This window comes from Pseudomonas sp. LBUM1671, from assembly GCF_059695685.1.
Genome location: NZ_CP166782.1, coordinates 6,158,473 through 6,184,805 on the forward strand (window position 1 = coordinate 6,158,473; position 26,333 = coordinate 6,184,805).

Annotated in this window: 22 protein-coding genes; 1 reads left to right on the forward strand and 21 read right to left on the reverse strand. The window is 58.5% G+C overall.

All coding sequences use genetic code 11. From position 1 onward, the window contains the following. Nucleotides 1-5: 5 nt before the first annotated feature. Nucleotides 6-389, forward strand: coding sequence for a DUF6124 family protein (locus ACA060_RS28535; protein ID WP_497314522.1), 384 nt, complete (start codon nt 6-8; stop codon nt 387-389). A 68-nt stretch (nt 390-457) separates the two neighbouring features. Here ACA060_RS28535 and ACA060_RS28540 read toward each other — a convergent pair whose 3' ends face one another. The 21 genes from ACA060_RS28540 to tssE form a co-directional block, all read right to left on the reverse strand. Then, the gene (locus ACA060_RS28540) at nt 458-1,567 is read right to left on the reverse strand and encodes a hypothetical protein (RefSeq protein WP_497314524.1); all 1,110 of its coding nucleotides are present in this window, start codon (nt 1,565-1,567) and stop codon (nt 458-460) included. 151 nt (nt 1,568-1,718) lie between these two features. After that, nucleotides 1,719-2,309 (reverse strand): lysozyme inhibitor LprI family protein, encoded by a 591-nt coding sequence (locus ACA060_RS28545; protein ID WP_497314525.1) that lies wholly within the window; start codon nt 2,307-2,309, stop codon nt 1,719-1,721. Beyond that, complete coding sequence (locus tag ACA060_RS28550) at nt 2,291-4,942, reverse strand: pesticin C-terminus-like muramidase (protein WP_497314526.1); 2,652 nt, start codon at nt 4,940-4,942, stop codon at nt 2,291-2,293. The genes ACA060_RS28545 and ACA060_RS28550 overlap by 19 nt, the downstream gene beginning before the upstream one ends. A gap of 53 nt (nt 4,943-4,995) precedes the next feature. Then, nucleotides 4,996-7,038, reverse strand: coding sequence for a type VI secretion system Vgr family protein (locus tag ACA060_RS28555; protein ID WP_497314528.1), 2,043 nt, complete (start codon nt 7,036-7,038; stop codon nt 4,996-4,998). Nucleotides 7,039-7,066: 28 nt separating this feature from the next. Next, nucleotides 7,067-8,068 (reverse strand): serine/threonine-protein kinase, encoded by a 1,002-nt coding sequence (locus ACA060_RS28560; protein WP_497314530.1) that lies wholly within the window; start codon nt 8,066-8,068, stop codon nt 7,067-7,069. Then, the gene (locus ACA060_RS28565) at nt 8,065-8,793 is read right to left on the reverse strand and encodes a PP2C family protein-serine/threonine phosphatase (RefSeq protein ID WP_497314532.1); all 729 of its coding nucleotides are present in this window, start codon (nt 8,791-8,793) and stop codon (nt 8,065-8,067) included. The genes ACA060_RS28560 and ACA060_RS28565 overlap by 4 nt, the downstream gene beginning before the upstream one ends. Beyond that, nucleotides 8,793-12,332, reverse strand: coding sequence for a type VI secretion system membrane subunit TssM (gene tssM / locus ACA060_RS28570; protein ID WP_497314534.1), 3,540 nt, complete (start codon nt 12,330-12,332; stop codon nt 8,793-8,795). The genes ACA060_RS28565 and tssM overlap by 1 nt, the downstream gene beginning before the upstream one ends. A 13-nt stretch (nt 12,333-12,345) precedes the next feature. Next, a complete protein-coding gene (gene icmH, locus ACA060_RS28575; RefSeq protein ID WP_010465262.1) occupies nt 12,346-13,221 on the reverse strand; it encodes a type IVB secretion system protein IcmH/DotU in 876 nt (291 codons plus the stop codon). A 5-nt stretch (nt 13,222-13,226) separates the two neighbouring features. Then, nucleotides 13,227-14,558: a type VI secretion system baseplate subunit TssK gene (tssK, locus tag ACA060_RS28580; RefSeq protein WP_462029267.1), complete on the reverse strand. Its 1,332-nt coding sequence runs from the start codon at nt 14,556-14,558 to the stop codon at nt 13,227-13,229. Between the two features lie 2 nt (nt 14,559-14,560). Then, nucleotides 14,561-15,061 (reverse strand): type VI secretion system lipoprotein TssJ, encoded by a 501-nt coding sequence (gene tssJ, locus ACA060_RS28585; RefSeq protein WP_094469961.1) that lies wholly within the window; start codon nt 15,059-15,061, stop codon nt 14,561-14,563. A 5-nt stretch (nt 15,062-15,066) separates the two neighbouring features. Next, nucleotides 15,067-16,263: a type VI secretion system-associated FHA domain protein TagH gene (gene tagH, locus ACA060_RS28590; protein ID WP_109626765.1), complete on the reverse strand. Its 1,197-nt coding sequence runs from the start codon at nt 16,261-16,263 to the stop codon at nt 15,067-15,069. A gap of 17 nt (nt 16,264-16,280) precedes the next feature. Beyond that, nucleotides 16,281-16,421: a type VI secretion protein gene (locus tag ACA060_RS28595; RefSeq protein ID WP_092276060.1), complete on the reverse strand. Its 141-nt coding sequence runs from the start codon at nt 16,419-16,421 to the stop codon at nt 16,281-16,283. A gap of 324 nt (nt 16,422-16,745) precedes the next feature. Next, on the reverse strand, nt 16,746-18,263 hold the full coding sequence (locus ACA060_RS28600) for a sigma-54 interaction domain-containing protein (protein WP_109626768.1): 1,518 nt from the start codon (nt 18,261-18,263) through the stop codon (nt 16,746-16,748). Between the two features lie 10 nt (nt 18,264-18,273). After that, nucleotides 18,274-20,922 carry a type VI secretion system ATPase TssH gene (tssH, locus tag ACA060_RS28605; protein ID WP_497314538.1) on the reverse strand — a complete coding sequence of 883 codons (2,649 nt, stop codon included), beginning with the start codon at nt 20,920-20,922 and terminating at the stop codon, nt 18,274-18,276. A 13-nt stretch (nt 20,923-20,935) separates the two neighbouring features. Then, a complete protein-coding gene (tssG, locus tag ACA060_RS28610; protein ID WP_222589047.1) occupies nt 20,936-21,943 on the reverse strand; it encodes a type VI secretion system baseplate subunit TssG in 1,008 nt (335 codons plus the stop codon). Further along, nucleotides 21,907-23,694: a type VI secretion system baseplate subunit TssF gene (tssF, locus tag ACA060_RS28615; protein ID WP_497314541.1), complete on the reverse strand. Its 1,788-nt coding sequence runs from the start codon at nt 23,692-23,694 to the stop codon at nt 21,907-21,909. Before tssF ends, tssG begins: the two co-directional genes overlap by 37 nt. 24 nt (nt 23,695-23,718) lie before the next feature. Then, complete coding sequence (locus tag ACA060_RS28620) at nt 23,719-24,177, reverse strand: hypothetical protein (protein ID WP_497314543.1); 459 nt, start codon at nt 24,175-24,177, stop codon at nt 23,719-23,721. Then, a complete protein-coding gene (locus tag ACA060_RS28625) occupies nt 24,174-24,551 on the reverse strand; it encodes a hypothetical protein (protein WP_497318373.1) in 378 nt (125 codons plus the stop codon). Before ACA060_RS28625 ends, ACA060_RS28620 begins: the two co-directional genes overlap by 4 nt. After that, complete coding sequence (locus tag ACA060_RS28630; RefSeq protein WP_497314545.1) at nt 24,548-25,399, reverse strand: hypothetical protein; 852 nt, start codon at nt 25,397-25,399, stop codon at nt 24,548-24,550. The genes ACA060_RS28625 and ACA060_RS28630 overlap by 4 nt, the downstream gene beginning before the upstream one ends. Before the next feature lie 4 nt (nt 25,400-25,403). Further along, nucleotides 25,404-25,910: a PAAR domain-containing protein gene (locus tag ACA060_RS28635; protein ID WP_497314547.1), complete on the reverse strand. Its 507-nt coding sequence runs from the start codon at nt 25,908-25,910 to the stop codon at nt 25,404-25,406. Nucleotides 25,911-25,920: 10 nt separating this feature from the next. Further along, complete coding sequence (gene tssE / locus ACA060_RS28640; RefSeq protein ID WP_008150080.1) at nt 25,921-26,328, reverse strand: type VI secretion system baseplate subunit TssE; 408 nt, start codon at nt 26,326-26,328, stop codon at nt 25,921-25,923. Nucleotides 26,329-26,333: the final 5 nt, after the last annotated feature.

Below are 26,333 nucleotides of genomic sequence, written 5' to 3' on the forward strand. Positions count from 1 at the left end.
TACTAATGATCAAGCCAACACCCAATCCACCAGAAAACGAAGCCACATCCCCCTACGAATCCCTCGATTCGAAGAAACTCCACGAAGCCGCCGAACGCGCGCTCAACCACCATTTCGCCCCACCACCCGGCGACAAACCCAAGCCTCGCAAAGGCAACCTCTTCGCCGTCTCCCCCGATATCGACACCGAAGCCCTCCTGGCCAACGCCTCGGAAGACCTGCTGTCCATCAGCGCCATCGCCGCCAACCTGGCCGACGATGTAGACGGAGCACGACGCTCCTTAGCCTTGGCGCTCAGCAGATTGGCGGATGGGGTTCGGTTGTTGGTGGAGCGAGCGCTGGACCACATTGATTCGCCGAATCCGGCGGAGCATCGGGCGAAGGTGTAGCGGAGCCGCGAATAGAAAAAGGGGACGTTAAGTCCCCTTTCTGCAACTATTTTTACAAGCCACCTAAACTAGCGAAAATCTTCCGCACTTTTAGGACGCGACTCCATCCCCTGCATTGCAGCCCGACTAACGAAGGCATGACCACCCGCGCCACAGGACTGCCGAAATATAACCTTGTCGCCCTTGAGCACCGTCAAAAAACTCACAAAGGCCTGATTAACGAGGTAGGTATAAGGCCCCTTTTTGAACTTGATAATGTTCAGGTTAACGCTGCCTTCCGATGCATTGACCACGAAGAATTTATCCTTGGGAGGTGCTCTGTTCTGCGGGTAGAGCATTTCTATTTTTCCCGGCATACCGTAACGGTATTGAACAGAGCCGGCAGCGGGTTTGTTATTTCCCCACGCACAAACGGAAACCGTCTTTCCTCCCGTCAACGGGCAGCTGAAATAAATGTCTTCGTCTGCAGAACATAACGTTTCATTCTGCTCGTCAGTCAATAGTGCAGGCTGTACTGCAACGCGCTCTTGCCATTGTGTGCCGGAGACACAATTCGATAGACAAGCCAACGTCGAGATATCCGGTTCCTCGCTTCCAGCAAACAGATAAGTCGCGGAACCAGAGCGGATGCGAGCATTGTAAACGGGGACACTGACAGTCAGTCCTTTGGCGGGCGCGGTCACGCTGGAGCTCTGCCCCGAGACAACCATACCCTCCACATCACCGCATAATGCACGCAAAGCGGCATCACTGAATGAATCGTCTGAAGGGCGGGCGAACAGCTTGGTATCGGTACGGCAGTCGTAACCGTGCCAGTACGGCCCCGTACTCGGGTTGATATCTATCGAGAAAACATAGGCACCCTCGAGCGCCACTCTTCCATTGTCATAGTCAAAAATCAGCCATCGACGAGACTTCGCTTGGGAGAAATTTTCGTTCTCCAAAATGTACCGATCACCATCGCGATACAGTTCGAAGGAATTCATGGCCCCGACCGACTCTGCTGTGTCTGATAGCTTGTCACCGGAATTGGCATCCACCAGATAGTTGTTAGCGTCCAACACCAATGCGCAATCGCTACCGGCCTGCCTACAGGACTTGAGTGACGGGAACACCGGCTCTGCGGCCGCAGGCAAAGAAACCAGCAACAACGCCGCCAACAAAAGTCTTTTCAACATACCTCCCTATTTATGAATACTGCCCTGACGGCATAAAAAAATGACCGCAAAAAAGTGGCAATTTTATTTACCGATAGCTAACCCTTCTTAAATAAATTTGCCCCATTTTTTCTTTAAACAAACCTGTCGAAACTAGATCTCTAATATTCAACTAGTAGATTGGCATCTGAAATCTCATTCTTGCAAAACATCTCTCATGGGGCTCTCCATACAATTTCTGGGTCATGGTGCAATTTTTTTCAGCATACTCTTTCCAAGACGCTCCAAAGTCTGCATCTCCGCCCACGAGTTCAATAGCCTTAGGATAATTCATCGCGGTAGCTTTCTCATTAACCACTGAGACCGCTTTATAAAAGCCATCTCCAATAACGCCAGTGCGGAGATACACGAGTTCACTCAACCGAAAACTCGTAAACTGCTTAATACAGGAAAGACTTTCGATAGGTGATTCCGCAGCACCACCACCATCTTCCTTGCAATAACCTTCTTTCAACTTAATCCAGCTTTTCTGCGCCGCTAGCAACTCTGGCTTTAACGATGTATCTAGTTCAGATGATAGCGCTTTATATTGCTCATTAAGTACCTTATCAACTTTGGTAAACGCTGCCTGGGAGCAGATAATAATATCCGGATTCGTTAAATTCGCAGAATTACACTTAGTATCCGCCAACGCACAACCCATTGAGACGGATAAAATGGAGACAGCGAGAAACGCTTTATTAATTACTTCCAGCAATTGCATTTTAATGCCTCCTCAAAGTAGACCGCTTCTTTTTCACGTCTTGTCGCCACCCCAACTGTTTGAGGATCATTTTCCCAAAGCCTTTTCATACTGCGAAGTCGTGAAGGTATCAACTCAGGCTTGTCGCTATCAAAATCTTCTTTTATCTGTTTCATCTCCAGACGCGACAGCGCTTTTGCTGGAGTACTCCCAGTTAACGCATTGCCTCTATTGACAACGAGAGAGAGCAATACGCCCTGACAATCCGGGTGTAAATTAATCGCTTTAGGGTACACATTAACAACCTGTTGAGCATACCTTTTCTTCATGATCACTGCTAACTTCAGCGCATTATCTTTACTTATCGATATGGAGCTCACATTGTGAACAAAGTCTCTGGCATCTTGGCCTTTTTTACCCAATGCACCCTTCAAGCTTACTATTTCGCTTTCTGTGTATAGATCTTTAAGCTCAGCATCTACCATTGCAGCAGTTTGCTGTCCAAGATCATAGCCATAACCGATAGTCACACCACTATTATTATCGGTCAGAGCGTACGGATGCTCCCTATATGCTTCAGTCGCCAAGAGAAATTCGAATAGCTTCTTGGACACCACATAGGGCCCGACCGTTGTCTCTAAGGTGTACACTTCCGACTTACATTTTTCAGGACATCCAGACTGGAAATTCCCTAATAATCCAATTGGGTTAATATGTTGTACGCTCGCGGCACTGGTGATTCCGCTCACTCCTACCAGTTTATCCCACCAACTCAAAAGCTCAATCCGCGCCTTTTCCTCAAGCCACCCCTTATGCGGGTCTGAGTCGCTGTGCCCCATCAGTTCATCGAGGGCATCCCACTTATCTTTTTTGAACTGCCACTCGCTCTCATAACGAGTAACCATCTGAGAGATGGGTTGAGAAAACCAAGGCTTACCTAATGCTTCTTTTATTTCAGAAAGATTAAGTTTTTTATCGCCATTTTTATCGAGTACTTTATACAACCGTTGTTTCGCAGGTCCGTCGTTAGCGGTCCCGACATTCGGTAGGTAAGTCGCGCGCTCTTCTTCACTTAAATTTTCCTGTGCGTGCAGGAATGCAGCCAGATGATCTTCATTACTGACGGTTTCCTCGATAAAACTGAAACCTTCCCACTCAAACGGCGAATGACGTGTCAACGTGATATCCGGCTCCGCAAACCAGCCGTTGATTTCGTTGCCCTCTGCATCTCCGAGTAGTCCATCCAGACGCCACCAAAGCGTGTAGGTCGTGGTCCCCCCCATAACAATAGGTACTTTGATTTTCTTGTCGGCAGGCAATGCTTCAAGGACTCCGACAGGAACCAAATAGTCAGAACCCACCTTTTTGTGTGCATCGGTCACTTTAGGTGGGTTCGTTGCGCTCATGCCTTGTACGTGAGTAATTAACGGGCTGTCTTTTGGAATCTTAAGCAGTGTCTTTTCCTTTGCCGGCAAGCTAGCAGCCTTGGACTTGCTCAACTCTGTAAATGCCTTGACGTCCTCGCAGCTGAAAACTTCCAAGTGCAACAGGTTCTTGGGAGCAGGATCAGAGTGGTTCTGATACTTCCCTACATGACCAATCAGGCTCCCAGCTTTTACAGGGAATGGGCGTTCCAGGACATGGACCGCATTTTTTTCTGCCGGCTCCCTTTTGGTCTCAAGAAACCCTTCCCAGATATAACCGAGCACGCCGTTGGCTGCGGTCAACGCAGGACGGGGATTTCCACTGACGATTTCCAGTAGCTTCTGATACTTGCCGCTTGTTCCGTCATTGCCGATCTTCACTTGAGTTCCAATCGGCAGAATGGATGTAGTAGAACTCGATTGGTTAGCAGCCTCATGCACGGCGAGGCCTTTTTGAGGCGGAGTCATCGCGTCTTTCGCAGCACTACCGATGACGTAGCTATTGGGTGTTGAACCCGCCGTCATTTCTTTTTTGAAGACCCAACCGGTTCCCGACGGAAGGCTGGCGTCGGCGGGAGTGACACTCACCACCTTGAGCCACCCATGATCTTCTTCGCCCGTTTCTACAACAGTGCCTCGGGGCAATACGGCCAAAACAGTGCCATAGCCAGGTTTTCCCTTCTGCTCCTGACGAACCCTCAATCCAAGAATTTCGTCTTTCGCTGTAGATTTAACCTGCCAAGTACCACCGCTCCAGAAGGCCGGTCGGCCCAAGGCAGGGGTTTCGTTGTATGTCTTCCAATCTAGCAAATGCATGTAAAGACTAAAAAAGGTGAGGCTGGGCTGCGGGGCTGCTGCCGCTGGTTGCGCGCCAGCAGCTGCTGGCGCAGGAGGAGCGGGAACCTCGAGACGATGCTTAACCAACACAAAGCCAGTTGAAAATACCGAGTGCGAGGAGCCGAAATCAGATTTTGGATAGGTCTCATCAATCCGATAAGCCACAACCTCACCATCAGCGATGCATCTGACTTCAGTCAGATCCCTCACCAATCCAGTGTCCTCATCAAAGTGAACACCGCCGTGCCAAAGGCCATTAGCGCCCAACGGGTAGTAACCATCCTTAGCCTTGGCCAATGCCTTATAAAACTGCTGAGGATCTGTTGCTTCTGCCGTTCCTACCTTCAGCGGATACGCCCATTTCTCTACTTTGCTTGTTGTTGTCTCAGTCATTACCAATTACCTGAATTCTGATCCCTGGTGGCTTGGATTGCCGTCGGTGTCTATTACCCGGAAAAATTAAGCATTCGTTTTGGTTTGCGTTTGATCTGTTCCTCAGGCGCATTCCCCAACGCCTGCTCCATCAAACTCCCCGCCTTATCCTTATCCGCCGCCCCCGGCAGCACCGGGGGTTTAATCCCAATCCCTGTCCCATTCCCCGCCGAACCACCCGCATTAATCTTCACCACCGGCCCAACAACTGTCACCCCACCGGCATCCAGCTTGATAAAGCTGCCACCGCCCAAAATGGTCAGCTCGGTGCCAGCCTCAATAACAATCTTCGCCCCAGCCTTCAGATGAATCTCTTTCCCCACACTGGTCAGCTGCGCAGTCCCCAGCTTCACATGCTGGTTCTGCCCAATCGTCAGGTGATCATCCAGCCGCGTTTCAACCTTGCGATCCGCAATCGTGGTCCGATGCTCTTCAGCCTTCAGCTCGGTGTAAGTGTTCTTCTCGACGGTGTCATGGCGTTCATTCCCAACCCGAATCTTCTGATCATGCTCAATGTTTTCATCCCAATCCCGCTGGGCATGAATAAAGATCTGCTCCGCCCCCTTTTTGTCTTCAATGCGCAGTTCATTAAACCCACCGCCCCCCGGAGAGCTGAGGGTTTTGAAGACGGTGCGGGTTTTATTGGCCGGCAGTTCGTAGGGGACCTGGTTTTCCTTGTGGTACAGGCACCCGGTCACCAACGGCTGATCGGGATCCCCTTCAAGGAACGTGACCAGCACTTCCATCCCAATACGCGGAATGACAATCGCGCCATACCGATCCCCGGCCCAACTTGAAGAAACGCGCATCCAGCAGCTGGTTTTGTCGTCGGCCTGTCCTTCGCGGTCCCAGTGGAATTGCACTTTGATGCGGCCGTACTGATCGCAGTGAATTTCTTCGCCTTTGGGCCCGGTGACCATGGCGGTCTGGCTGCCGAGGACGCGCGGCTTCGGATGTTCCAGCGCGGGGCGGTAGAACACGTCCCACGGGGTGGCGAGGAAGCGGTTGCGGTAGCCCTGGTGGAAGTCGTCTTTGTTGTCGGTGGTGTCGCTGGTCACGGACTCTTCGAGGACTTGCGGTTGTTTGCCTTCGTGGACGATTTCGGTGAGCAGCCAGAGGTCGTTCCACTCGGTGCGCGGGTGGTCGGACATTTCCAGGAAGTGGCCGCTGACCAGGGTGGTCTGATCGCTTTTGCCTTCGGCTTGCTGGTAGTCGGCGCGGTGGCGTTCGAGGGCGCGTTGGCTGAGGAATTTGCCGCGCGCGCGGTCGAGGAAGCGGCCGGGGTAGTCGTAGTCTTCCAGATCCGGTTCGGTGCTTTCGCCGTCGGGTTTGTACGCGGCTTCAAGTTGCAGGCGTGGTTTTTCGAAATCGTAGTCGCGGCGGGTGACGCGGCCGGTGCGGGTTTCGAGGCGCAGTTTGAAGCCTTTGATCACCGGTTCGTCGGCGACCATGCCGCTGCCTTGCACGTAGGCCGTTGGCTGGCCGAGTTTGGGGAATACGGTCTGGTCGTCGCCGAAGACCAGCAGATGACCTTTCTCGCTGTGCTGGAAGTGGTAGTGAATGCCTTCCTCTTCGCACAGGCGCTGGACGAAGTGCAGGTCGGTTTCGTCGTATTGCACGCAGTAGTCGCGGTCCGGGCAGGGCTGGCTGAGCTGGAAGCTGTAAGCGTTGCCCTTGATGCCGTGCTCGTCGAGGATCAGCGCGATGATTTTCGGCGCGGACATCTGCTGGTAGATGCGCTGGTTGGTGCGGTGATACAGGTATTGCAGTTGCGGCACCAGGGAGACTTTGTAGCGGGTCAGGCGTTTGCCGGCATCGCCTTGGGCGACGCGGTAGATCTGGCCGTGGATGCCGGAACCTTGCGGATCGAACGCCAGGAACGCCTGTTTGTGCAGGAGTTTTTCCAGGTCCAGATCGGGGTTTTCGCTGACCAGTTCGAGGTCGAAGCGATACGGCTGGCTGATGCCTTCGGTGCCGGTGAACGACAGCACTTGCAGGTCGCCCACGTAGTCTTCGACGGTCAGGCTGAAGTGGGTTTCGTTAGCGGAGTTGAACATTGCTTGCTCCCTGTTCGGTAGTCATCCGTTACGCCCGCAGTCGCAGGCGTTGCAGCAAAGACGAAGTGGCGCCCAGGGCGTCACGCAATTGGGCGGCGGTGATGGTGCGCTTGGCCGCATCGAAAGCCAGCGCCGTTCGCAGCGCTGGCCAGCAGTGTTTCGGTAGATTCCGTGGAGCGTGCAGCTCGCGTTCGAGGTGGCCGTCGCGGGCTTCGGTCGAGGGCAAGCGGCGGAACGGGTGTTTGCCGCCCGCCAATTCGTAGAGCACGCAGGCCGCGCCGTAGACATCTGCACTGGCCGACAGCGGTTGGCCTTCAAGCAGTTCGGGGGCGGCGTAGCCGGGGGTCCAGGCGTTGAAGCGATCGCGGCTCAGGTGTGGCAGGCCGGGCAGGATGCCTTCTTCGGCCTGGCCGAGGCCGAAGTCGAACAGGCGCACGCCTTCTTCGCTGAGCATCACGTTGCTCGGCTTCATGTCACCGTGCAGCACGCCGCGAGCGTGGGCATAGGCCAGCGCGTCGAGCAGCGGCAGCGCGATGTCGCGCAGTTCTTTCCACGGCAGGCCCAAGGGGCGCTCGCAGAGTAATTTATCCAGGGTCAGCCCACGCATGAGCTCCATGGTGATGAAGGCGCGCTGGCAGTCGGTGTCGACTTCAAAGGTGTGGAAGCGCAGCACGTTGTCGTGGCGCAATCGTCGGGTCAGGGCGAACTCGCTGTAGAGCAAGGCACTGGCGTCCGGCGATTCGGCAAATTCTTCGCTGAGGATTTTCAGCGCGATGTAAGGGTCGGGATCGCCGAACTGTTCGCTCAGCAAGTCCCGTGCGCGGTAAACCGCGCCCATGCCGCCGGCACCGAGCAGACGCTCGATGCGGTAACGGCCTGCGAGCACGTCGGGCATTTCGCCGACGCTGGCCTTGGTTGGCGCCAGCGCAGGTTCCGCCTGATGAGATTTGGCAAACGCAAAGTAAGTCAGGTTATTGGCTTCCTCGTCGGTCACCAGCAGGTCGTCGAGCGGCGGCATGAGTTGGGTCATTGTCGGATCACCACGGCAGTCAGGTTGTCCCGGGCCGAGCCACGCAGGGCGCCGTCGAACAGACGCTCCAGCGCAACGTGCGGCGCGGTCAGGCTCAGGGCATTGCCCAAGGCATCGCTGCTGAGTCCTTGGTACAAACCGTCGCTGCACAACAGAAACGTATCGCCGGGGTAAACCTCGAGTTCGAGCACGTCCAGCGTCAGCACATCAGCAGCGCCGACCGCACGGGTCAGGGCATGGGCCGATGGATGCGCACGGGCGTCTTCGACGCTCATGTTTTGCTCGTCGATCAGTTGCTGTTGCAGCGAATGGTCCTTGGACAGCTGATACAACCGCTGGCCACGCCACATATAGCAACGGCTGTCGCCGGCCCAGATGCAAGCCGCGCGATTGCCTTCCACCAGCAGCGCCACCACGGTGCTGCCCATGATGCTGTCGTGGCGCCCGGCGGTGACGGTCAACTCCTGACCCAAGCGGCGATTCAACCAGTGCAGGCACTGGCGAATGCCTTTGAGTCGTTCGTCGAAGTCGTCCTGCACCGGCAATTCCGCCAGGCTGGCGACGATCAACTGGCTGGCGATATCGCCCCCCTGATGACCGCCCATGCCGTCCGCGACCACCCACAGCCCCTGCTGTGGACAGTCGAGAAAAGCATCTTCGTTACGCGCCCGAACCTTGCCGGCGTCGGTACGCGCAGCGCTGCGCCAGGGACTGGCAACCAGCATCAGAGCTGCACCGGCATACGGAAGGTGCGCAGCACGCCCATGTCGAACGGATTCGGCGTGCGCTGGCTGCTGAGCAGGTAATTGGCGCGCAGGCCGCCCACGTCAGCCTTGAGCACCATCACGTCGCGACCGTTCAGGTACTCGGTCTGCATCAGGTCGAACAGACGGAACAGCGACCATGGGCCGGTGTTCTTTTCGATACCGATCGGGCGGCCGGCCATTTTGTCGAGGACCAGGCTGGTGCGACCGTCTTCAGCGTCGGTCGGCCATTTGAACGACACCGGCACGATCGGGCCGTGACGGTATTCGATGGTCTTGTCGCCAAACTTGAACTCGGAACGGCTGACGGCCGGGTCGAGGGTGTACGGCTCCAGTTTGAACTGCACTTGCGGCTCGGCCGGGTTGACCGAGAAGAAGCTCTGGCGGATCACTTGGGCCGCGGCCATCTGATCGAGGTAGACCTTGGAGATCGGCATGCTGTGACCGTCGATGGTGCGCAGGCGGTAGTTGCCTGGATCGCCACTGACGAACGGACGCATGTAGGTCTCGAAGAAGCGATCGTTGATGCCCTGCGCCTTGAAGAACTCGCGGAAATCGCTGATCGCGACGTCGCTGGTGCTGTGGGCGCTGAACGGATAACGCTTGTTGATCGCCTTGCCGTAGAAGCTGTACAGCTCGCTCTGATAACGCTGGTTCAGGTACTGGTAGGAATCGTTCAGCACCAGACGCCAGGTGTCTTCGGCCAGCACGTTGAACCACACGCTGACCGGACGCGGCAGACGGTTGGAGGCATTGCGCAGGGCGCTCAGCGCATCACGCTGGCCGCTCATGCGGGTCTTGGCCATTTCGAACGCGGCCTGATCCGGGGAACTGGCACGCGCCAGGCTCGCCAGTTGCAGTTGCAGGTCGTTGAGCGCCGCGAGTGCCGGGGTCAGATCAGCGGCCGGGCCGTTGTTGTCATCCAGCAAACGGTGCAGCGGTTCGAAGCGACGTTGCAGTGATTTCTTCGCGGTGTCCGGCAGGTTTTTCATCGCCGCCATTTCCGCAGCCTGATCCGCTGCGGCAGACGCCAGTTTGCCGATTTTGCCCAACTTGCCTTTCTGATCTGCCAGTGCGCCAGCGGCATCAGCCGCTTGATCAACCGGTTCGGCGTCTGCCGGGAAACGGGTGTTCTCGCGCACTTCCACCAGCAGTTGCAGTACCGGGGAGTTAGCAGAAGTCAAGCCCGCCAGTTGCTCGGCGCCCTCGCCCGCATCGTTGATCGGTGGCAGGGCAACCTGGCCGACCGCCTCACTCCAGAAGTTGGCGTAGTCGCGGAAGTACAGTTGCTCCAATTCGACCATCAGACGACGCAAGTCCATGCCGCTGATGCCCGTGCCTTCGCCCAGCACCCAGTTGTCACGCAGGATGTCGGTGACCAGCGCACTGCCCTGGACCGAGAAATACTGCTGATAACCCTGTTGGGTGTAGAAGCCCGGGATCACGTAATCGGTGCCGACAAACAGTGAAGCCTGCGGCCCCATGTGTTGGCTCAAACGGTATTCCGGCAGGTTGCGGGCCTGCTCGCGCAGCATCCGGTAAACCACGTTGGCCAGCGATTCGCTGCGCAGCACCTGACGCGCTTGCGCCACCAGTTGATCGTTCAGCGGGTAGATAAACGGCTGCTTGAGCAAACGCTCGAAGTGCGTGTTCAAACCGTTCTGCACCGCGGTGTTGCCGGCGTAGCGCTGGGACCACTCGGTGGCGACCCAATCCTTGAGCCACGGCCCGTCGCGACGATCCTTCATGTTCAACATCAGGTACGCGCGCAGGCTGTTGAGCAGGCGCTCGCGGTCCTTCATGTTGGCGCGGATCTGCCCTTCCAGCAGGGTCGCGACCTTCGGCAGCAGTTGCGCTTCAAGCTCACGCTCGTAGGCATCCTTGACCACCGGGTTGACCTCTTCACCTTGGAACAGGCCGCCACGTTCGTGGTACGACACATCACCTTTTTTCGGGAAGACCTGGGTCGCCGCGTAACTGCTATCGAGCGGTTTGAGCACCGCCATGGAATCATCACGCGCGGTCAGGGCCGAGCGCTCTTGAGTCCAGTTGGTGGCCAGGTTGCGCAGGTTTTCCAGACGCTCGTAGTTGGCGGAGAAACCGCCCGCCCAGAGCATGCCGAACAGCGCCAGTGCCGCCAGTGCGCCCACGTACAGCGCACGTTGGCCCCAATGGATGCGGCTGCGTTCGCGCTTGTCCAGACCGGCCAGGTCGGCCTCGGGGAAAATCACCCGGCTGAGCAAATGGTGAATGAACCGCGAACGGCCGCTGCGCAAGGTCGGCAGCACGCCGGCGCTCATGCCCAGGCTCGCGCCGATGCCGGCGGTGGTCTGGTCCATCTCTTGAGTCAGGTGCGGTGCGCTGGTCAGGTAGAAACCGCGCAACTGGCTGACACGCTGGTAGCGGTTGCCGGTGAACGCCATGTCGACGAACAGGCACAGGCGCTCGCCGATCTGCCCCAGTTGATGCGGGAAGTCGAGAATGCGGCCACGGCGCTGGGTGTCGCGCTCCTGGTGCATGCGCATGATCACCTGGCTGTTCAGGCGACGCAGCAGCTCTTCGAACTCGGCGCGCAGGACGGCGACGTCGGTGCCGCTCTGCTCCTTGCGGAAACTGGTGCCGAGCACCTGATCGCTTTCTTCGCGGGTCAGCTGATCGAAGAACTCGTCGAAACCGAGCAGCTTGTCCGCCTTGCTCAGCACCAGATACACCGGCACATCAACGTGCAGTTTCTGATGCACGTCTTGCAGACGCGCACGCACCTGGCGAGCCAGGGTGTCGAGGTCTTGCTCGGTGTTGCCCAGCAGCAGTTCAACCGGGATGGTCACCAGCACGCCGTTCAACGGGCGGTTGCGGCGACGCTTGCGTAGCAGGTCGAGCAAGGTGCTCCAGGCGCTGCCATCGACTTCGGCATCCGGCTGGGTCAGGTAGCGCCCGGCGGTGTCGATCAGCACACCGTGGTCGGCGAAATACCAGTCGCAATGACGGGTGCCGAGGGTGTCGCGGGTCAGCTTGCGGTCGATCTTGTTGATCGGAAACTCAAGGCCCGAGAAGTCCAGCAGGCTGGTTTTGCCGCTGCCCTGCGGGCCGATCAGCAAGTACCACGGCAAGTCACTGCGCCAGCGTTCGCTGCGACCGCGATACAGGCTCGAAGTCTTCAGTGTTTTCAGCGCATCCTTGAAGCGCACGCGAAGTTCTTTCTGCTCTTCGTCGATCAGCTCTTCACGGCGAATGCGGTCCTGGCCGTCTTCGGTGTCTTCGATAGCCTTTTTGCGTACGCCAGCGCGCCAGCTGACGAAGACCATGGTCAGGCCCCAGATCAGGAACAGCACACTGATGGTCAGCAAGCGGGAGGTCGAACCTTCCCAGAACTTGTAGTCATCCACCGCCAGCAGCGGCCCGACGAACCACACCAGCAGCGCCAAAAACAGCACCACCAGCAAGGTCCAGACCCAGGTCTTGCGCAAGAATGCGCCGACTTTCTTGAAAAACTTTTTCATCACACGTCCCTGTTTACGGCTGCGACTGCGGCTGGACCGCGGCCGGATCTAGCTGCTGAAAAGGTTGCAGAACGGTTTCGCGTTGCTCGCCCAAGACCCAGGCAAAACCCGAATACATCACCACCAGGCAGACCACGGTGAACAGCACCACCATCCACGCCGGCACGATGCGCACCAGGCTGCGGCGCTGATCGTTCAAGCCTTCCCAGTGCGGCGAAAGCTCACGTGGCACGTCGCCGCGCAACTGACGAATCTGGCGATACAACGCGTCGCGGATGCCTTCGAGTTCGAGCATGCCGCGCGCTTGCACGCGGTACTTGCCTTCGAAACCGAGGGACAGGCACAGGTACATCAGCTCCAGCATCGGCAGGTGCTTGACCGGGTTTTTCGACAAGCGATCCAGCAGCTGGAAGAACTTCTCGCCGCCGAAGGTTTCGTTGTGGAAGCTGCTGAGCAGGCTCATCTGCGACCATTCGCTTTCGTTGCCCCACGGTGTGGTCACAACGGCTTCGTCGACCACGGTGCAGAGCACGTAACGCGCGGCCATCACCTGGCTGCTTTCGGCGCCGTTGTGCAGCGCGCGCACTTCAAACAGTTTCAGCCCGGCGGTCAGTCGCTCGTTGAGCGCGTACATATCTTCGCGGGTGTCGCTGTGCTTGAGGCGCACCACTTCCGACAACAGGTCGGACGCGGCGGCCACCAGCGAATTGAGACTGATGTTGAAGGATTCCGCCGGGCGCAAACGCGCGGCGTAGATCATCCGTTCTTCGAGCTGTTCGAAACGCGGCGGTGCGGCGAAATCGGTTAGCGGGCTCGAAGCAGGGCCGTGGCCCTGGCGGTCGAGCAGGACGGTTTTATCGTCCTGGTTGTGTTCCATGTCCTTGATCATGTCGGTCAGTTCCTGATGGCCCAGAATTTCAGTTCAAGCTCGGCGAATTCGCCGGACACGTGGAACGCGAAGCCGCCGGAGCGCTCGAGTTGTGCCAGGTCTTCGGAACTGAGTTCGAGAATGAAATAGGTTTTGTTGGAGTGGAACGCGATCTGCCGTGGTGCCACCGGCAACGGTTTGACCTTGATGCCGGGCAGATGCAGGTTGACCAGTTGGCGGATGCGCTCCACCGGGCCGACCTTGAGGTGCGCCGGCAAGCGGTGGCGCAGTTCTTCGGAGTCGCAGTTGGCACTGGCGGCGAGCACGAACGAGGCCGAGCCCAGCAGTTTGTGGTCGTGCAACGGCGAGACGATGATCCCGTACTGACGCGCTTGCAGGACCAGTTCGATGGCGTGCTGCTCGAGCACCATCGACAGCACCTGACGAATCGCTTCCATCAGTTTGCGGAAGCTCGCGCCCTGGTCGCTGTGCTGGTAACGGCTGTCCAGGCGCGGGCGTTTGCTGTCGCTTGAAAACGTCGCCAAGTCGCCGAGCATGGTCAGCAGCGTGCGGTACAACTCTTCCGGGTGAACCTGCTCCAGGCCGAGGTAGTGACGCAGCAGCAGTTCGGTGCGGTTGATCAGTTGCAGCATCATGAAGTCGCCGACTTCCGCGCCACCGACCTTGCCGTTGGAACGGATTCGCTCGGCGATGGTGTCGCCACGGTGGCCGAGCATGCTGATGACTTCTTTCAGGCACGACAGCAGGTAGCTGGAGGCATGCGCCTGAATGTAGGTCGGCACGAAATCCGGATCGAGGCTGATCACGCCATCGGGCGTGGTGTCCAGCACGTCGCAGATCTTCAGCTTCACGTAAGCCTGGTCGCTCTGCTGCTCGCCGAGCAACAGTTTGAAGTCCGGGCGACCGCAGCTGACCTGGCTGGCGGAATCATCGCCGGCGTTGGAGTCCGCCACTTCCGCTTCATACGCGGTGTAGCGCGCCAGCACGTCGGATTGCTCCGGGCGACGGGCCTCGATGTGGTTGCCGGTGACCAGCGGCAGCGCCAGGTAGATCGGCGTGTTGCCGGTGTTCGGTGGCACGTCCAGCGCCAACGGTTCGGTGTTGCCACCGAGTTCGAACAGGCTGCCATCCGGCAAAATCCCCGAGGCCTGGCTGATCACCAGTTTGCCCATATTGAGGAACTGCAAGTCGATGTCCAGGTTCAGGAAGCCCCAGGTATAGCTGCCCAGCAACTGGGTGCGGGTCTTCATCTGGTGGTCGTAATAACGGTCGTTATGCTGGAAGTGCTGCGGACGCAGCAGCATGCCTTCCTGCCAAATGACTTTATGGGAATTCATGTTCAGTCATCCGCCTTGGCGAGCGTTTCGTTGCTGTTGCGAATACCGGCCTGATCAAGGGTCAAGTCTGCGTCGGTGACTTCCACCGGAGTGACTTGCACCGTGTAGCGCCATTTGGTTTCCGGCAGATCGCGGTAGGCGGCGAGGATGCCGACGTAGCGGCTGCCCTCCTCCACGCTGAGCTTGAGTTCGACGGTTTCACCCGGGCGCAGCTCGAGTTCTTCGCTGGCCACCAGGTCCGGGGCCAGGGATTCCTTGGCGCGCTCGTACAGGCTGAAGAAGTCGGCATTCTCGAAGGTCACCGGGTGCTTGAGCTCGAACAGGCGCACAACGATCGGCGACGGACGACCGTTGAGGTCCGGGTTCAACTGATCGCTGGCGGTGAGCTTCAGGTTGAGCTTGGTGACGTGGGAATACGGCGACAGCGACGAGCAGCCGGCCAGCAGCACCAGGGCCGCGAACGCCGTCAGCGTTTTGAAAAAAGCGGTCGAGCAGCGAGACATGCGCATCATCCTTGGTGGTCGGTGTGAAGGGTGGAAATCAGGCGGATCTGTTCTTCGTAAGCCTGGGCAAAGTCGCGGGCCAGCAGGCGTTCGCTCCAGTCATCGTCCTGGCGCAGGGCCTGGTGATAACGGCCGTACGCTCTCCAGCGGCTGCCGGACGTGGCCATGATCGGCTTGTTGTCGCGCTCGAAACGCAGGGTCAATTGCTCAGGCGAGAAGTGTTCCAGCGTGCCGCGAACGGCGGCGCGGCTGGCGGTCAGCAAGGCCACCTGGTGCGCCTGCAAATCACGGAACGAGCGAGAGATCGCCTGCTCGGCCGGCAACTGGCCCGGCTTGTTCGGCTGCAACAAAATACCCAGCGCTTCACCGGCATCGACGGCGAATTTCAGCGGGTTTTTATTCGTGCCTTGAACGATGGTCTGAGCCAGGCGCAGTTCGTTTTTCAGTTCGCTGCGAGTGCGCAGGCTCTGCTGCAAACCGCCGACGCTCTGCTTGAGCAGGCGTGCGGCGTTCAGCGCCAGCGCTTCGCGCGCGTCGTGGTCGAGGCCTTTGAGGTCCACGCCCAGCGCCGCGCCGAAGTGCTCCCAGAAACCTTCGCTTTGACGCTCGACCGCTTTCGGCGCCGGGGCTGGCTCGGGTTCTGCCGGGGCGTTGATCAGCTCCGGGACCATCAGGCTTTCCATGTCGATGCGGGCATAGTCGGCGCGCTGACGGGTGTCCTGTGGAGCGTTGTTTGGCGAGATCAGTTCGTCGATTTCCGAATACACGCGCTCTTGCTGATCAAGGGCATTCAGCGGATCGAGGTCGAGGAACGCATCGTCCGGAATGATGCTGCCGGCCGCTTGCGGGCGGCCGACTTCTACGTCGAAGGTCGCCGGGTCGCGCACCAACCGCGCACGGATCTCGAAATCACCCAGCACGTACACGCTGCCGTGCTCGATGCGCATCGCTTCGCCCTTGCGCAGGCGCGCGCCGCTTTCGCTGTCCTGGATACCGTTGCTGCTGGTATCGGTCAGGAAAAACGTGCCTTCGCGGTAGCTGATCACTGCGTGGTGGTTGGACAGGTGACGCTTGCGATCAGGAATGATCCAGTCGCAGTCCTCGCCACGCCCGATCACGCCACCGGCCTGCTTGAAGGTCTTCTGGCACAAATCCGTGGGCACGAACTGCTTGGTGTTCAGCATTTCGAAAACCAGTTCCATGGTGATACTCCTTGCGGTCACTTGCCGCGATTGACCGCCTGCGGATCACCCAATGGGCGATAGGTGTTGTCGTTGAATTTGTAATTGCCGCTACAGCCGCCGAGGCCGCATAGAACGACGAGGGTCAGCAGGACGGCTTGCCAGTGACGAACAGGCATCAGAGGGTCTCCATGGGTAGACAAAGCACAAAGCGCCGACCCGGTTGGGCGGCGCTGTTAGAAGCGGATGAGGTAGGTTTCAAGGCTCTAGTCAGGGACTTTGAGCCGAACACCTGTGGTGAGGCTTGCCTTTGTGGCGAGGGGACTTGTCCCCGCTGGGTCGCGAAGCGCCCCCAAAACCGGCTACCCCGTTTATTCAGGCAAACCGAGTTGGCCGGATTGCGACTGCTGCGCAGCCGAACGGGGATAAATCCCCTCGCCACGGGGAATGCGCTGGACACAGGGGGCATTCCAATCAGGGTGGTTGGGTTGCGGAAATCGAGATCAACCATCGAAATCACCCAGGTTGATATTCAGGCGCCCAAGGCGATAAAGCAGCGTGCGGCGTGGCAGGCCGAGTTCGCGGGCGGCGAGGGTCTGGTTGCCGTCGTTTTTGCGCAGGCAATCGAGCAGCAGGCTGCGTTCGACCTGCTCCAGGCGTTCGCGCAGGTTCAGGCTGTTGTCTTCCGGCATGGCCTCCATGCGCAGGGAGAAGTGCTCGGCCAGCAACTCGCCGCCCTCGCACAGCAAAACGGCACGTTCGACCAGGCCTTTGAGTTCGCGCACGTTGCCGGGAAAGGCATAACCGGACAGGTGATCCAGCGCCGCATCGGACCAACGCACCGCATCGCGCTGCAAGAACGAGCACGCCTTGTCGGCGAAGTGCCGGGCCAGGTCGAGGATGTCGCCTTCGCGCTGACGCAAGGCCGGCAACTCGATCGGGAATTGCGCGAGGCGGTAGTACAAGTCCTCGCGGAATTTGCCTTCGCTCACCAGCACCGACAAATCCCGGTGCGTCGCGGCGATGATGCGCACGTCGATCTTGTGGGTGTCGTTGGAGCCCAGCGGACGGATCTCGCCTTCCTGCAAAACCCGCAACAGCTTGGCTTGCAGGGACAACGGCATGTCGCCGATCTCATCCAGCAACAAGGTGCCGCCATTGGCCGCATCGAACAGCCCGGCACGGTCGCGATCGGCACCGGTGAACGCGCCTTTGCGGTAGCCGAACAGCTCGCTTTCCAGCAGATTCTCGGGGAACGCCGCGCAGTTCTGCACGATGAACGCCTGGGAGCGGCGCGGGCCACAGTCGTGAATCGCCCGTGCGACCACTTCCTTGCCGGTGCCGGTTTCGCCGCGCAGCAGCACGGTGTAAGGGCTGTGCAGGACTTTGCTGATCAGCGAGTAGGTCTGGCGCATGGCCTTGCTCTTGCCGATCAGGCCGTAACCGCTGGCACTCGGGACGCTGACCTTCATCGGTCGTACGTCACCGCTCGGCTGGCGCAAACGCTGGAGCAAATGCAGTTGGCCGAGCACGAACGAACCCAGTTGCCCGAGGGAATCGGCGAAGCCTTGCAGGTCGATGTGCCGGCGACTGGCGCACAGCAGCAAGCCTTCGACGGCCTTCTGCTGATTGACCAGCGGCACGCACAACAGCGACTGCCAAGGCGTGGCCTGTGGCGGCAGGAAGCTGGTTTCGTGCAGGCTGCCGCTCAGTTCGCTGAGGCTCACCACGCGGTTCTGGCACAGGGCGAATTGCAGCAGTTGTTCACCGTTGTAATCCGCCGGCAGGCTCTCCGCTTCACGGGGTTGCAGGATGCCGTTGAGGCACTCGGCGTTCATCCCCAGGCACGTGTGAGTGGCGTCCAGCAGGTACAACTGAGTCAGCTCGCAACCGCTGAGCTCGGCCAACCCGCGTACGAAGTCACCCAGCAGCGCAGCACCGTCCGCCGCGCGCGACAGGCTGGCGAACTGCGCCAGCAAGGCTTCGGCATAGACCAGCGGTTGCGGCACTTGAGTGAACATCACACCCACCTCAGGCGAACTCGCACGTCACGCTGGCGCCGCCATCGAGCGTCGCGTGGACTCGCTTGAGGCTTTCACCGGTGGCCATCGCGTCGAGCAAGCGGTCGGCCACCAGCGGCAGCACGTGCAGGTCGAGCAAGTGGTCGATCAGGCGCGCGCCGCTGTCGCTTTGGGTGCAGCGTTCGGCCAAGTGATCGACGAGGTCTTGCGAGTAGGTGAAATCCAGCTGACGACGATTCAAGCGTTCGCCCAAGCGACCGAGTTTGATCTCGATCAGCTCGCGCAGCACCGGGCCGCCCACCGGGTAGTAAGGCACCACACGCATCCGCGCCAGCAGCGCTGGTTTGAAGTGCTTGCTGAGCACCGGGCGGATGGTTTCTTCGAGGACTTCGGCCGATGGGCGTGCGCCGTTTTCGCAGAGTTCGCTGATGCGGTCGCTGCCCAGGTTCGAGGTCATCAGGATCAACGTGTTGCGGAAGTCGATCTCGCGTCCTTCGCCATCGTTGGCCACGCCTTTGTCGAAGATTTGGTAGAACAGGTTCAGCACGTCCGGGTCGGCTTTCTCGACTTCATCGAGCAGGACAACCGAGTACGGCTTCTGGCGCACGGCTTCGGTGAGCATGCCGCCTTCGCCGTAACCGACGTAACCCGGTGGCGCACCGATCAAGCGCGAGACGGTGTGCTTCTCCTGGAACTCGGACATGTTGATGGTGGTGATGAAACGATCACCGCCGTACAGCAAATCCGCGAGAGCCAGCGCGGTTTCGGTCTTGCCGACGCCGCTCGGGCCGACCAGCAGGAACACGCCAACCGGCGCGTCAGGTTTGTTCAGGCCGGCAGCGGTGGCGCGCATCGAGCGGTCCAGGGCGTGAACGGCTTGCTCCTGACCACGAATGCGCGTGCGCAGGTCGGTGGCAAAGCTGGCGACCTTGGCATTGTGCTCACGGGCCAGTTGCGCCAATGGCACGCCGGTCCAGGCGCTGATCACTTCGGCGACCAGACGCGGGCACACTTCGAAGCTCACCAGACGCTCTTTGACCTGAAGCTCAGTCAGGGCTTTGTGCGTTTCGTTGAGTGCGGCTTCCAGGGTTTCGACGCTGTGCGCTTCGTCCACCGGCAGCGTTTCGATCACGGTGCCTTCGGCGTCTTCTTCAACCGTGACGATGGGCTCGACGGCAGCGGCTTCGCGCGCCTTGGCCAGTTGCTGACGCAGATCCAGCAGGCGTTCGGCCAGTTCTTTTTGTTCGGTCCACAGGGTTTCCAGCGCGACCATTTCCTCTTCGGCGGTCGCCAGGCGATCTTCCAACGCGTCCAGCGCTTCGTGATCGATCAGCAAGCCTGCTTCAGCATCACGGCGCAGCGCTTGACGCTGACGGCCGCCTTCAGCCAGTTCGCCACGCAGGCGCTCAAGGCTTTCCGGAGCGGCGGCGAGGCTGATGCGAACGCGAGCGCACGCGGTGTCGAGCACGTCGACGGCTTTGTCCGGCAGCTGACGGCCCGCGAGGTAGCGAGCGGACAACTCGGCCGCCGCAACCACCGCGTCATCGCGCAGGTAGATGCCGTGGCTCTTCTCGTAGACCTGAGCCAGGCCACGGAGGATGGTCACCGCTTCGCTGACGGTCGGTTCGTGCAGTTGCACCGGCTGGAAACGACGGGCCAGGGCCGGGTCTTTTTCGAAGTATTTTTTGTACTCCGCCCACGTGGTGGCGGCGATGGTGCGCAATTCACCTCGAGCCAGGGCTGGCTTGAGCAGGTTGGCCGCATCGGAACCGCCGGCATTGCCGCCCGCGCCGATCAGCGTGTGCGCTTCGTCGATGAACAGGATGATCGGTTTCGGCGAGGCTTTGACTTCGTCGATCACGCCTTTGAGGCGACGTTCGAATTCACCTTTGACGCTGGCGCCGGCTTGCAGCAAGCCCATGTCCAGCGACAGCAGCTCCACGCCTTTGAGCACTTGCGGCACTTCACCGGCGGCGATGCGCGAGGCCAGGCCTTCGACGATCGCAGTCTTACCAACGCCGGCTTCACCGACCACGATCGGGTTGTTCTTGCGGCGACGGGCGAGGATGTCAACCATCTGGCGGATCGCGCCATCGCGGCACAGCACCGGGTCGAGTTTGCCGTCGCGGGCTTGTTGAGTGAGGTTATGCGTGAAGCGCTCCAGCAGCGATTCACCCGGTACAGCCGGTTTGCCGGTAGCCGGTTGCTCTTTCTGCGACAGGGCGAATTCTTTCAGGCGCTCGATGTTCAGCTTGGCCAGCAACGACTGGTAGCGACTACCGGCGTAGCGCATCGGGTTGCGCAGCAGCGCGAGGATCAACGCGGCTTGCTCGACCTGACTCTGGCCCAGTTCAAGGTTGGCCACCAGCAACGCATCTTGCAGCCACTGCACCAGTTCCGGGGCGAACACCGGGTTGCGCGAGGCGCTGTGCTCGACCCGCGATTGCAACGCGGCGCTCAGTTCGCCGGCATCCACTTCGGCGTCTTGCAGCGCGCGTGCGAGCAAGCCTTGAGGGCGCTCCAGCAGGCCGAGCAGCAAGTCTTCGACGAGGATTTTGCTGCCGCCACGGGCGACGCAACGCTCGGCAGAACTTTCCAGATCACGACGGGTTTCGGCGTCCAGCGCCTGGATAAGTTGTTGCAGGTCTACGTTGATCATTGGTCATCTGTCCTTAATGAATTTTGCTGCCCAGGGTCACCACGCCGTCCGCTTTTTCGCGGCCCAGCCAACTGGTCCATCCCAGGCGACAGGCGTTTTGCTCACCGATGCGCAGTTCGCGGATTTCTTCCTGGCGCAACACCAGGCGAATGTCGTAATCGAGCGGGTCACGCAGGGTGAACCGCACCAGCGCGCACAGCGGCTGGTAGCCGAAACCGATCGGCAGGAATTCGTGGAAGCGTTGCCAGTCGAGTTCGCGGATGTGAATGCGGAATTTTCCGCTGCGGTCGCGCACGTGTTCGCCCAGCACCAGGTCTTCGCCGAGCAGGCTGTTGGCGCGGCCCAGACGATTGCGTTGCTCGTCGAGAATTTCCACGCGGCGCTCGATGCACTGCTCGATGGTCAGTTCGGCGTGTTTGAAGTAGTACCGCAGCACCGCTTCGATCAACGCGGCCGAGTGCGCCCGCAAGCTGAGCAGACCGAGGTATGGAAGCAGGCGTTTCCAGTTCAGTTCCTGGGCCTTGCGGATCTCTTCGCCGCCGAGGCCAATCAAGGCAAACAGCTGCGCCGAGAACGGGTCGAGGGCGCCGCTCTCGAAACTGGCGCGGTAGCGGTACTTGCGCCAGATCGGCAACATCAACCGTTGCAGGCGATGGTGGAACAGGTCGAGGAAGTTGCGGGTCGGGTTGCCGTCTTCGCTGTCGCCCAGGGCTTGTTCACCGTAGAACGCCGGCAGCGGCGAACCGGAGCCGACCAGGCCGATCAGGTTGAAACGCAGGCGCGCGCGCATCTGCCCGTGCTCGTGGAAAAACTCCACGCGATCGACGTCACTGCCCGGGAAACCCAGGCTCGGGTTGGCCTGGAATTCGAGCTGGTCGTACAGATCGTCCTGGCTCAGGTGCGGGTGGGCCTCGCGCAGCCGGTCAACCACCAGCAGCACGGCCTGAAACAGCGAGTACTCGCGTATTCCTCGGGTCAGTCCGCTTAAAGAAGCGGCTGAAGGCCCATACGTGGTGTCCATTGGTACACCTCTCCCTGTGTGCTTTTTACCCGCAGCTCGTGGTACGAATTGAGACTGGCGTAAAGCGCGAAAAACTCGTTAAGAACCGAGGCGAAAACGAACAGGTCGCCTTCGCCGATATACCCTTCCGGGTCGATGGTCAGCTCGGTGCGCAACCCGCGAACCGGCAACCCTCGGTGCAACCGGTCGACGTGTTGGTGTTTGATCGACTTGAGCCCGCCCAGCAGGCGTTTGCTGACTTTCTCAGCGTGTTGGTCGTAGTAGCGCGGCAGGTCGTAGGTTTCCAGAATCACCTTCAACGCATTGACGTCGGCCAGCGACAGGTAGTTGAGCGACATATTGCTGATCAGCTTCCAGAGGAAGTCGCGGTTCAGCGGCGGCGCATAACTGGGCGTGGCCGGGGTGATGTTGCGGAAACTCAGGAACTCCGGCGTGTCTTCGCAGGCTTGGCTGATGTCGCCGAGCTTGAGCTTTTTGGGCAGGTTCTGGTTGGTGCACATCAGCTCGATCGACAGGGTTTCATGGGCTTCGGTGTGGCGGATGCCGAAGCTCAGGTACGTGTCGAGGCCGTCGTGCAACAGCGACGAACGCTGGCGGATGCTGTAATGCGGACGGCTGTTGGGCACGTCGAAACTCGGGTCGTGCTCGAAGGACTCGAACGGCACGTATTCCTGATAACCGAGGCCGCCGGGCTTCCATCCCGTCACGGTTTCCACCGAAAACACGCCGCAGTTTTGCAGATCGAATTCGGCGGGCAGCAGCAGGTATTCGTCTTGCTTGCCATCTAGGCGGATCGGCAAGGCGTCGTGCTTGAACAGATTCACAATCGGCGTGCAGTAGAGCTTCACATTGTCCAGCGTCGGACGCATGCGCATGATGCCGCTCTTGCGAATGTCGAAGCGCAATTCGAGGCCGCGCATTTGCTTGAGCGTGTCTTCCGGCAATGCCTTGAGCATGTCCAGACCGTTGACGTCGACGAACAGGAACTTGTCCTGGAAGGCGAAATATTCCTGCAAGTAGCGATAGCCACGGAAGGTGTTCAGCGGATAGGGGATCAACGCTTCTTCTTCGGCAAAACCTACCGGTTGCACACGGTCGCCGGGCATCTTGAACGCCATCGGCGTGCCGTTGACGCCGTTGATGGGTTTGCCGGCGCCATCCAGCGGGATCAGTTCGATGCCTTCCAGATTGCGCAACAGGCTCAGGTAGAGCATCTGGCTGATGTAGCGCTCACCGGCGAAGTGCAGACGCAAACGGCTCAGTTCCAGTTCGCCAAGATGACCGTCAGCGCTCATCTCCAGGCGCAGGCTCAACAACGAACCGTCGCCCTTCACCGAGTAATTCAGCGCAGCCAGATCCAGCGGCAAGACTTCGGTCGGGTAGCACGTGCGGAAACGGCAACGCACGTCGTCGATTGGCACACTCTCGACTGGCGTGTCGCGCTCGACCATCAACGCAGGACCGGAACGCTTCAACGGATCGAACTGCAAAATGCTGAACGCCGGCAACGGCCGCATGTAGTTCGGCCACAGCAAGTGCATCAGCGAATGGCTCAGCTCCGGCAACTCGTCATCGAGCTTCTGACGCAGGCGACCGGTCAGGAATGCAAAACCTTCCAGCAACCGCTCCACGTCCGGATCCCGCCCGGCTTGCCCGAGGAAAGGCGCCAACGCCGGGCTACGCTCGGCGAATCGACGACCTAACTGGCGAAGTGCGGTGAGTTCGCTTTGGTAGTAGTGGTTAAAGGACACGGGTTACCTGCCTGGTAGTGGAACTCATGAAAAAAACGTCCTGTAGAGCGCGACTGTCAGACCGGCAACTACGTAACCGGCGATGAGCAGGTACGGCAGAAAAGCCAGCCAGCCAAACATCATCGGGAACCCGGCGACGTTCCCCAGAAGTACAAAGGCCAACCCACAAATCATCCAAGGAGCGGCGTAAAAAGGGATATACGTCAGCGGTGCGCGCCACACACTTTTCAAAATTTGCTGCTCGGTTTTTCCTTTCAGTACTCGCGTTGCCCACAGGGCAAAGGCGATATAGGCCGGGATTCCGAATGAGAGAACGTAGATCAAAATCATTTGCTGCCAGTCCAGAACCGCCGCGTATCCGTTGCCCTGCTCGACCAGTGTCAAAGCCAACATCACCAAGAGCGGAGACCAGAGTGCTGCCCTGAAAAAATTTGGATTGGGGATAGTCGGGTCTGCCCCCTTTTCGCACTTTTCAGTTCTCATCTTCCGCGCCGCTGTAATATTAATTTTTCCGCCTTTCCAGAAACAAATATTGCCAAAGCGGTCAAACCCCCAGTCAATATGCTGTACGCAACAGCACGCACCGGATAAAGAGGCAGCAGATAGATCAATATTGCCGCCACCATAAAACAAACAACAATCGACTTAACTGAAATTTTCGGAACCAACGCCACAATCAAGTTCACAATAACGAACAGATAAAAGACCAAATACATGGCTATCCCGATGGATACACCACGGGAGGTCAACCCACCAAACAAATACTTATATAGCGAAACACCATAATAATTAAGCACTACATATGCCACGCAAGCCGCAAAATGGACAAGTAACGCTACCATCACCCTCGTCATCATTTTTTCCACACCCCATACTTACTCACTGAATCCTGAGTAATGGAGCTTTTAAGTTTTTGATCTGATGCACCACGATATAGCGTCTTTGTTACAATTTTTTCGCGATAACCCATGCGACCTGCAAACACTCTTATCTTTTCAACATGAACATCGAAGTTCTCCGAAGCCCAAAGCGCGCCACGCAGCACCATATAATTATCATATTCATTAGTAAGATCTTCTTTGGGAAATATAGGAATGCCATCACCATATTTGATGCCGGTATCAACTGTCTTCAGGATAGAAGCTTCAGGCTGACTGGTTTCTTCCAGATAAAGACGATAGGTGTCGGTAGCAAACGGGATTTGTCCTACTCCATCGGCCCAATAAGGCTCACCTTCAATCATTACCAATATGAAGCCGGCCCCACCTTCAGCGCTGTGCTTCCAGTCACCGGGCATAGTCGGCGCGAAGCTAACCGACATCCGATCTACTATCGCGAACTTAATAAGTTCAGCCCAAGTAAAATGCTTATACGCGCTATAAGGTTCTGAGCCAACCGAAAGAGATTCCGGGTTAATCCATATCTTTTTTCTATAATTATCCGCCAAAGGCTCAAACCATTGGCGCTTTGCTTCATACAACTTATCAGCCGTCAGAATCTTGAACTGAATATCTGTCGGTGCTGGTTCAAGAGCAAAGAGCGGCACTCCATTACCCCTGGTTACCAGCCAGACATTAGGTATTGGGAGTACTTTTGGCTTTTTGTCCTCGCTAGGCGTCGTTTCCGCCTTGATTTTCAGCTCCGTCTTCCCGTCGGAAGTTTCGAAAACATGAGCAACGCCGCCGATGACAATAGTGGTTTCCACGCTATTACTCCGACGCTACGTAGATGGTGACTATTTCGCTTTGCTTGCCGGTTGAAAAACATCCAGTTGCGCCATCTGTTGATGAACACCCAGCTTTCTCTAATACGCTTTCAGAAAGCATCCTGTAATTCAAGTTAGAGACCGACTGTCCATCTGCAGTCTGGAACGAAAAAACACGATTAAAAATTCCAGGAATAATCACAGGCTCTGGCGCCACAAACGGCACCGGCGAATGCGAATTCCCGATAATCACCGTCCCGGACCCGGCCGTAACCTTGTTGCCATGGGTCCCGACGGAATCCACCGTCGCAGCCGGTTTGCCATTAATCAAAACCGTCGTCGCCAACCCGCCCGACATCGCACCACCACACGCCGAGGCATCGCCTTGGCGGGCGGCTGCGAGGCCGTCGAAGAAGACGTCGCCGGAACCGGCGGCGATCGGGTTGGTGCCGTGGCCGGGGAGCGGGCAAGCGGTGGGGTCGGATACGCGTGCTGCTGGTTTGCCGGACATACGAATCTCCTTAGTTGACCTTGACTTGACCGCTGCCATCCAGGCGCGCGGCGAAACTGACCTGGCGCTTGAAACCATCAACTTCCAGCAAGCCTTCGATGCTGAAGGACAGGCGAAGCTGATCGTGATCACGCGGCAGGGAGATGACACGCACATTGCTCAGGCGTGGCTCGTAGGCTTCGATGAAATTTTCGATGGCCAGACGGGCCTGACTCAGGGAGTCGTGCAGGCTCAGACGCATGTCATTGAGATCGGGTAGCCCGTAATCGGACAGCGTTTGCACGCTGCCCGCACGGGTGCTGAGCATCTTGGCCAGATGGGCAGCCACGGACGCCATGGCGGAGACCTCGCGGCTCCAGCCGACGCGTTTGTCCGCGTCGCCACCCAGGCGTTCGAAAAGGCTGCCGTATCCAGTCATGAGTT

Excerpts from the sequence above, each read along its gene's own strand:
- ACA060_RS28635 (WP_497314547.1), bottom strand. The coding sequence starts at position 25,910 with ATGTCCGGCAAACCAGCAGCACGCGTATCCGACCCCACCGCTTGCCCG.
- ACA060_RS28555 (WP_497314528.1), bottom strand. The coding sequence starts at position 7,038 with ATGTTCAACTCCGCTAACGAAACCCACTTCAGCCTGACCGTCGAAGAC.
- ACA060_RS28625 (WP_497318373.1), bottom strand. The coding sequence starts at position 24,551 with ATGATGACGAGGGTGATGGTAGCGTTACTTGTCCATTTTGCGGCTTGC.
- tssE (WP_008150080.1), bottom strand. The coding sequence starts at position 26,328 with ATGACTGGATACGGCAGCCTTTTCGAACGCCTGGGTGGCGACGCGGAC.
- tssJ (WP_094469961.1), bottom strand. The coding sequence starts at position 15,061 with ATGTCTCGCTGCTCGACCGCTTTTTTCAAAACGCTGACGGCGTTCGCG.
- tssG (WP_222589047.1), bottom strand. The coding sequence starts at position 21,943 with ATGGACACCACGTATGGGCCTTCAGCCGCTTCTTTAAGCGGACTGACC.
- ACA060_RS28540 (WP_497314524.1), bottom strand. The coding sequence starts at position 1,567 with ATGTTGAAAAGACTTTTGTTGGCGGCGTTGTTGCTGGTTTCTTTGCCT.
- tssH (WP_497314538.1), bottom strand. The coding sequence starts at position 20,922 with ATGATCAACGTAGACCTGCAACAACTTATCCAGGCGCTGGACGCCGAA.
- tssM (WP_497314534.1), bottom strand. The coding sequence starts at position 12,332 with ATGAAAAAGTTTTTCAAGAAAGTCGGCGCATTCTTGCGCAAGACCTGG.
- ACA060_RS28550 (WP_497314526.1), bottom strand. The coding sequence starts at position 4,942 with ATGACTGAGACAACAACAAGCAAAGTAGAGAAATGGGCGTATCCGCTG.
- ACA060_RS28595 (WP_092276060.1), bottom strand. The coding sequence starts at position 16,421 with ATGCCTGTTCGTCACTGGCAAGCCGTCCTGCTGACCCTCGTCGTTCTA.
- icmH (WP_010465262.1), bottom strand. The coding sequence starts at position 13,221 with ATGATCAAGGACATGGAACACAACCAGGACGATAAAACCGTCCTGCTC.
- ACA060_RS28600 (WP_109626768.1), bottom strand. The coding sequence starts at position 18,263 with ATGTTCACTCAAGTGCCGCAACCGCTGGTCTATGCCGAAGCCTTGCTG.
- ACA060_RS28545 (WP_497314525.1), bottom strand. The coding sequence starts at position 2,309 with ATGCAATTGCTGGAAGTAATTAATAAAGCGTTTCTCGCTGTCTCCATT.
- tssK (WP_462029267.1), bottom strand. The coding sequence starts at position 14,558 with ATGAATTCCCATAAAGTCATTTGGCAGGAAGGCATGCTGCTGCGTCCG.
- ACA060_RS28560 (WP_497314530.1), bottom strand. The coding sequence starts at position 8,068 with ATGACCCAACTCATGCCGCCGCTCGACGACCTGCTGGTGACCGACGAG.
- ACA060_RS28565 (WP_497314532.1), bottom strand. The coding sequence starts at position 8,793 with ATGCTGGTTGCCAGTCCCTGGCGCAGCGCTGCGCGTACCGACGCCGGC.
- tagH (WP_109626765.1), bottom strand. The coding sequence starts at position 16,263 with ATGGAACTGGTTTTCGAAATGCTGAACACCAAGCAGTTCGTGCCCACG.
- ACA060_RS28620 (WP_497314543.1), bottom strand. The coding sequence starts at position 24,177 with ATGAGAACTGAAAAGTGCGAAAAGGGGGCAGACCCGACTATCCCCAAT.
- ACA060_RS28535 (WP_497314522.1), top strand. The coding sequence starts at position 6 with ATGATCAAGCCAACACCCAATCCACCAGAAAACGAAGCCACATCCCCC.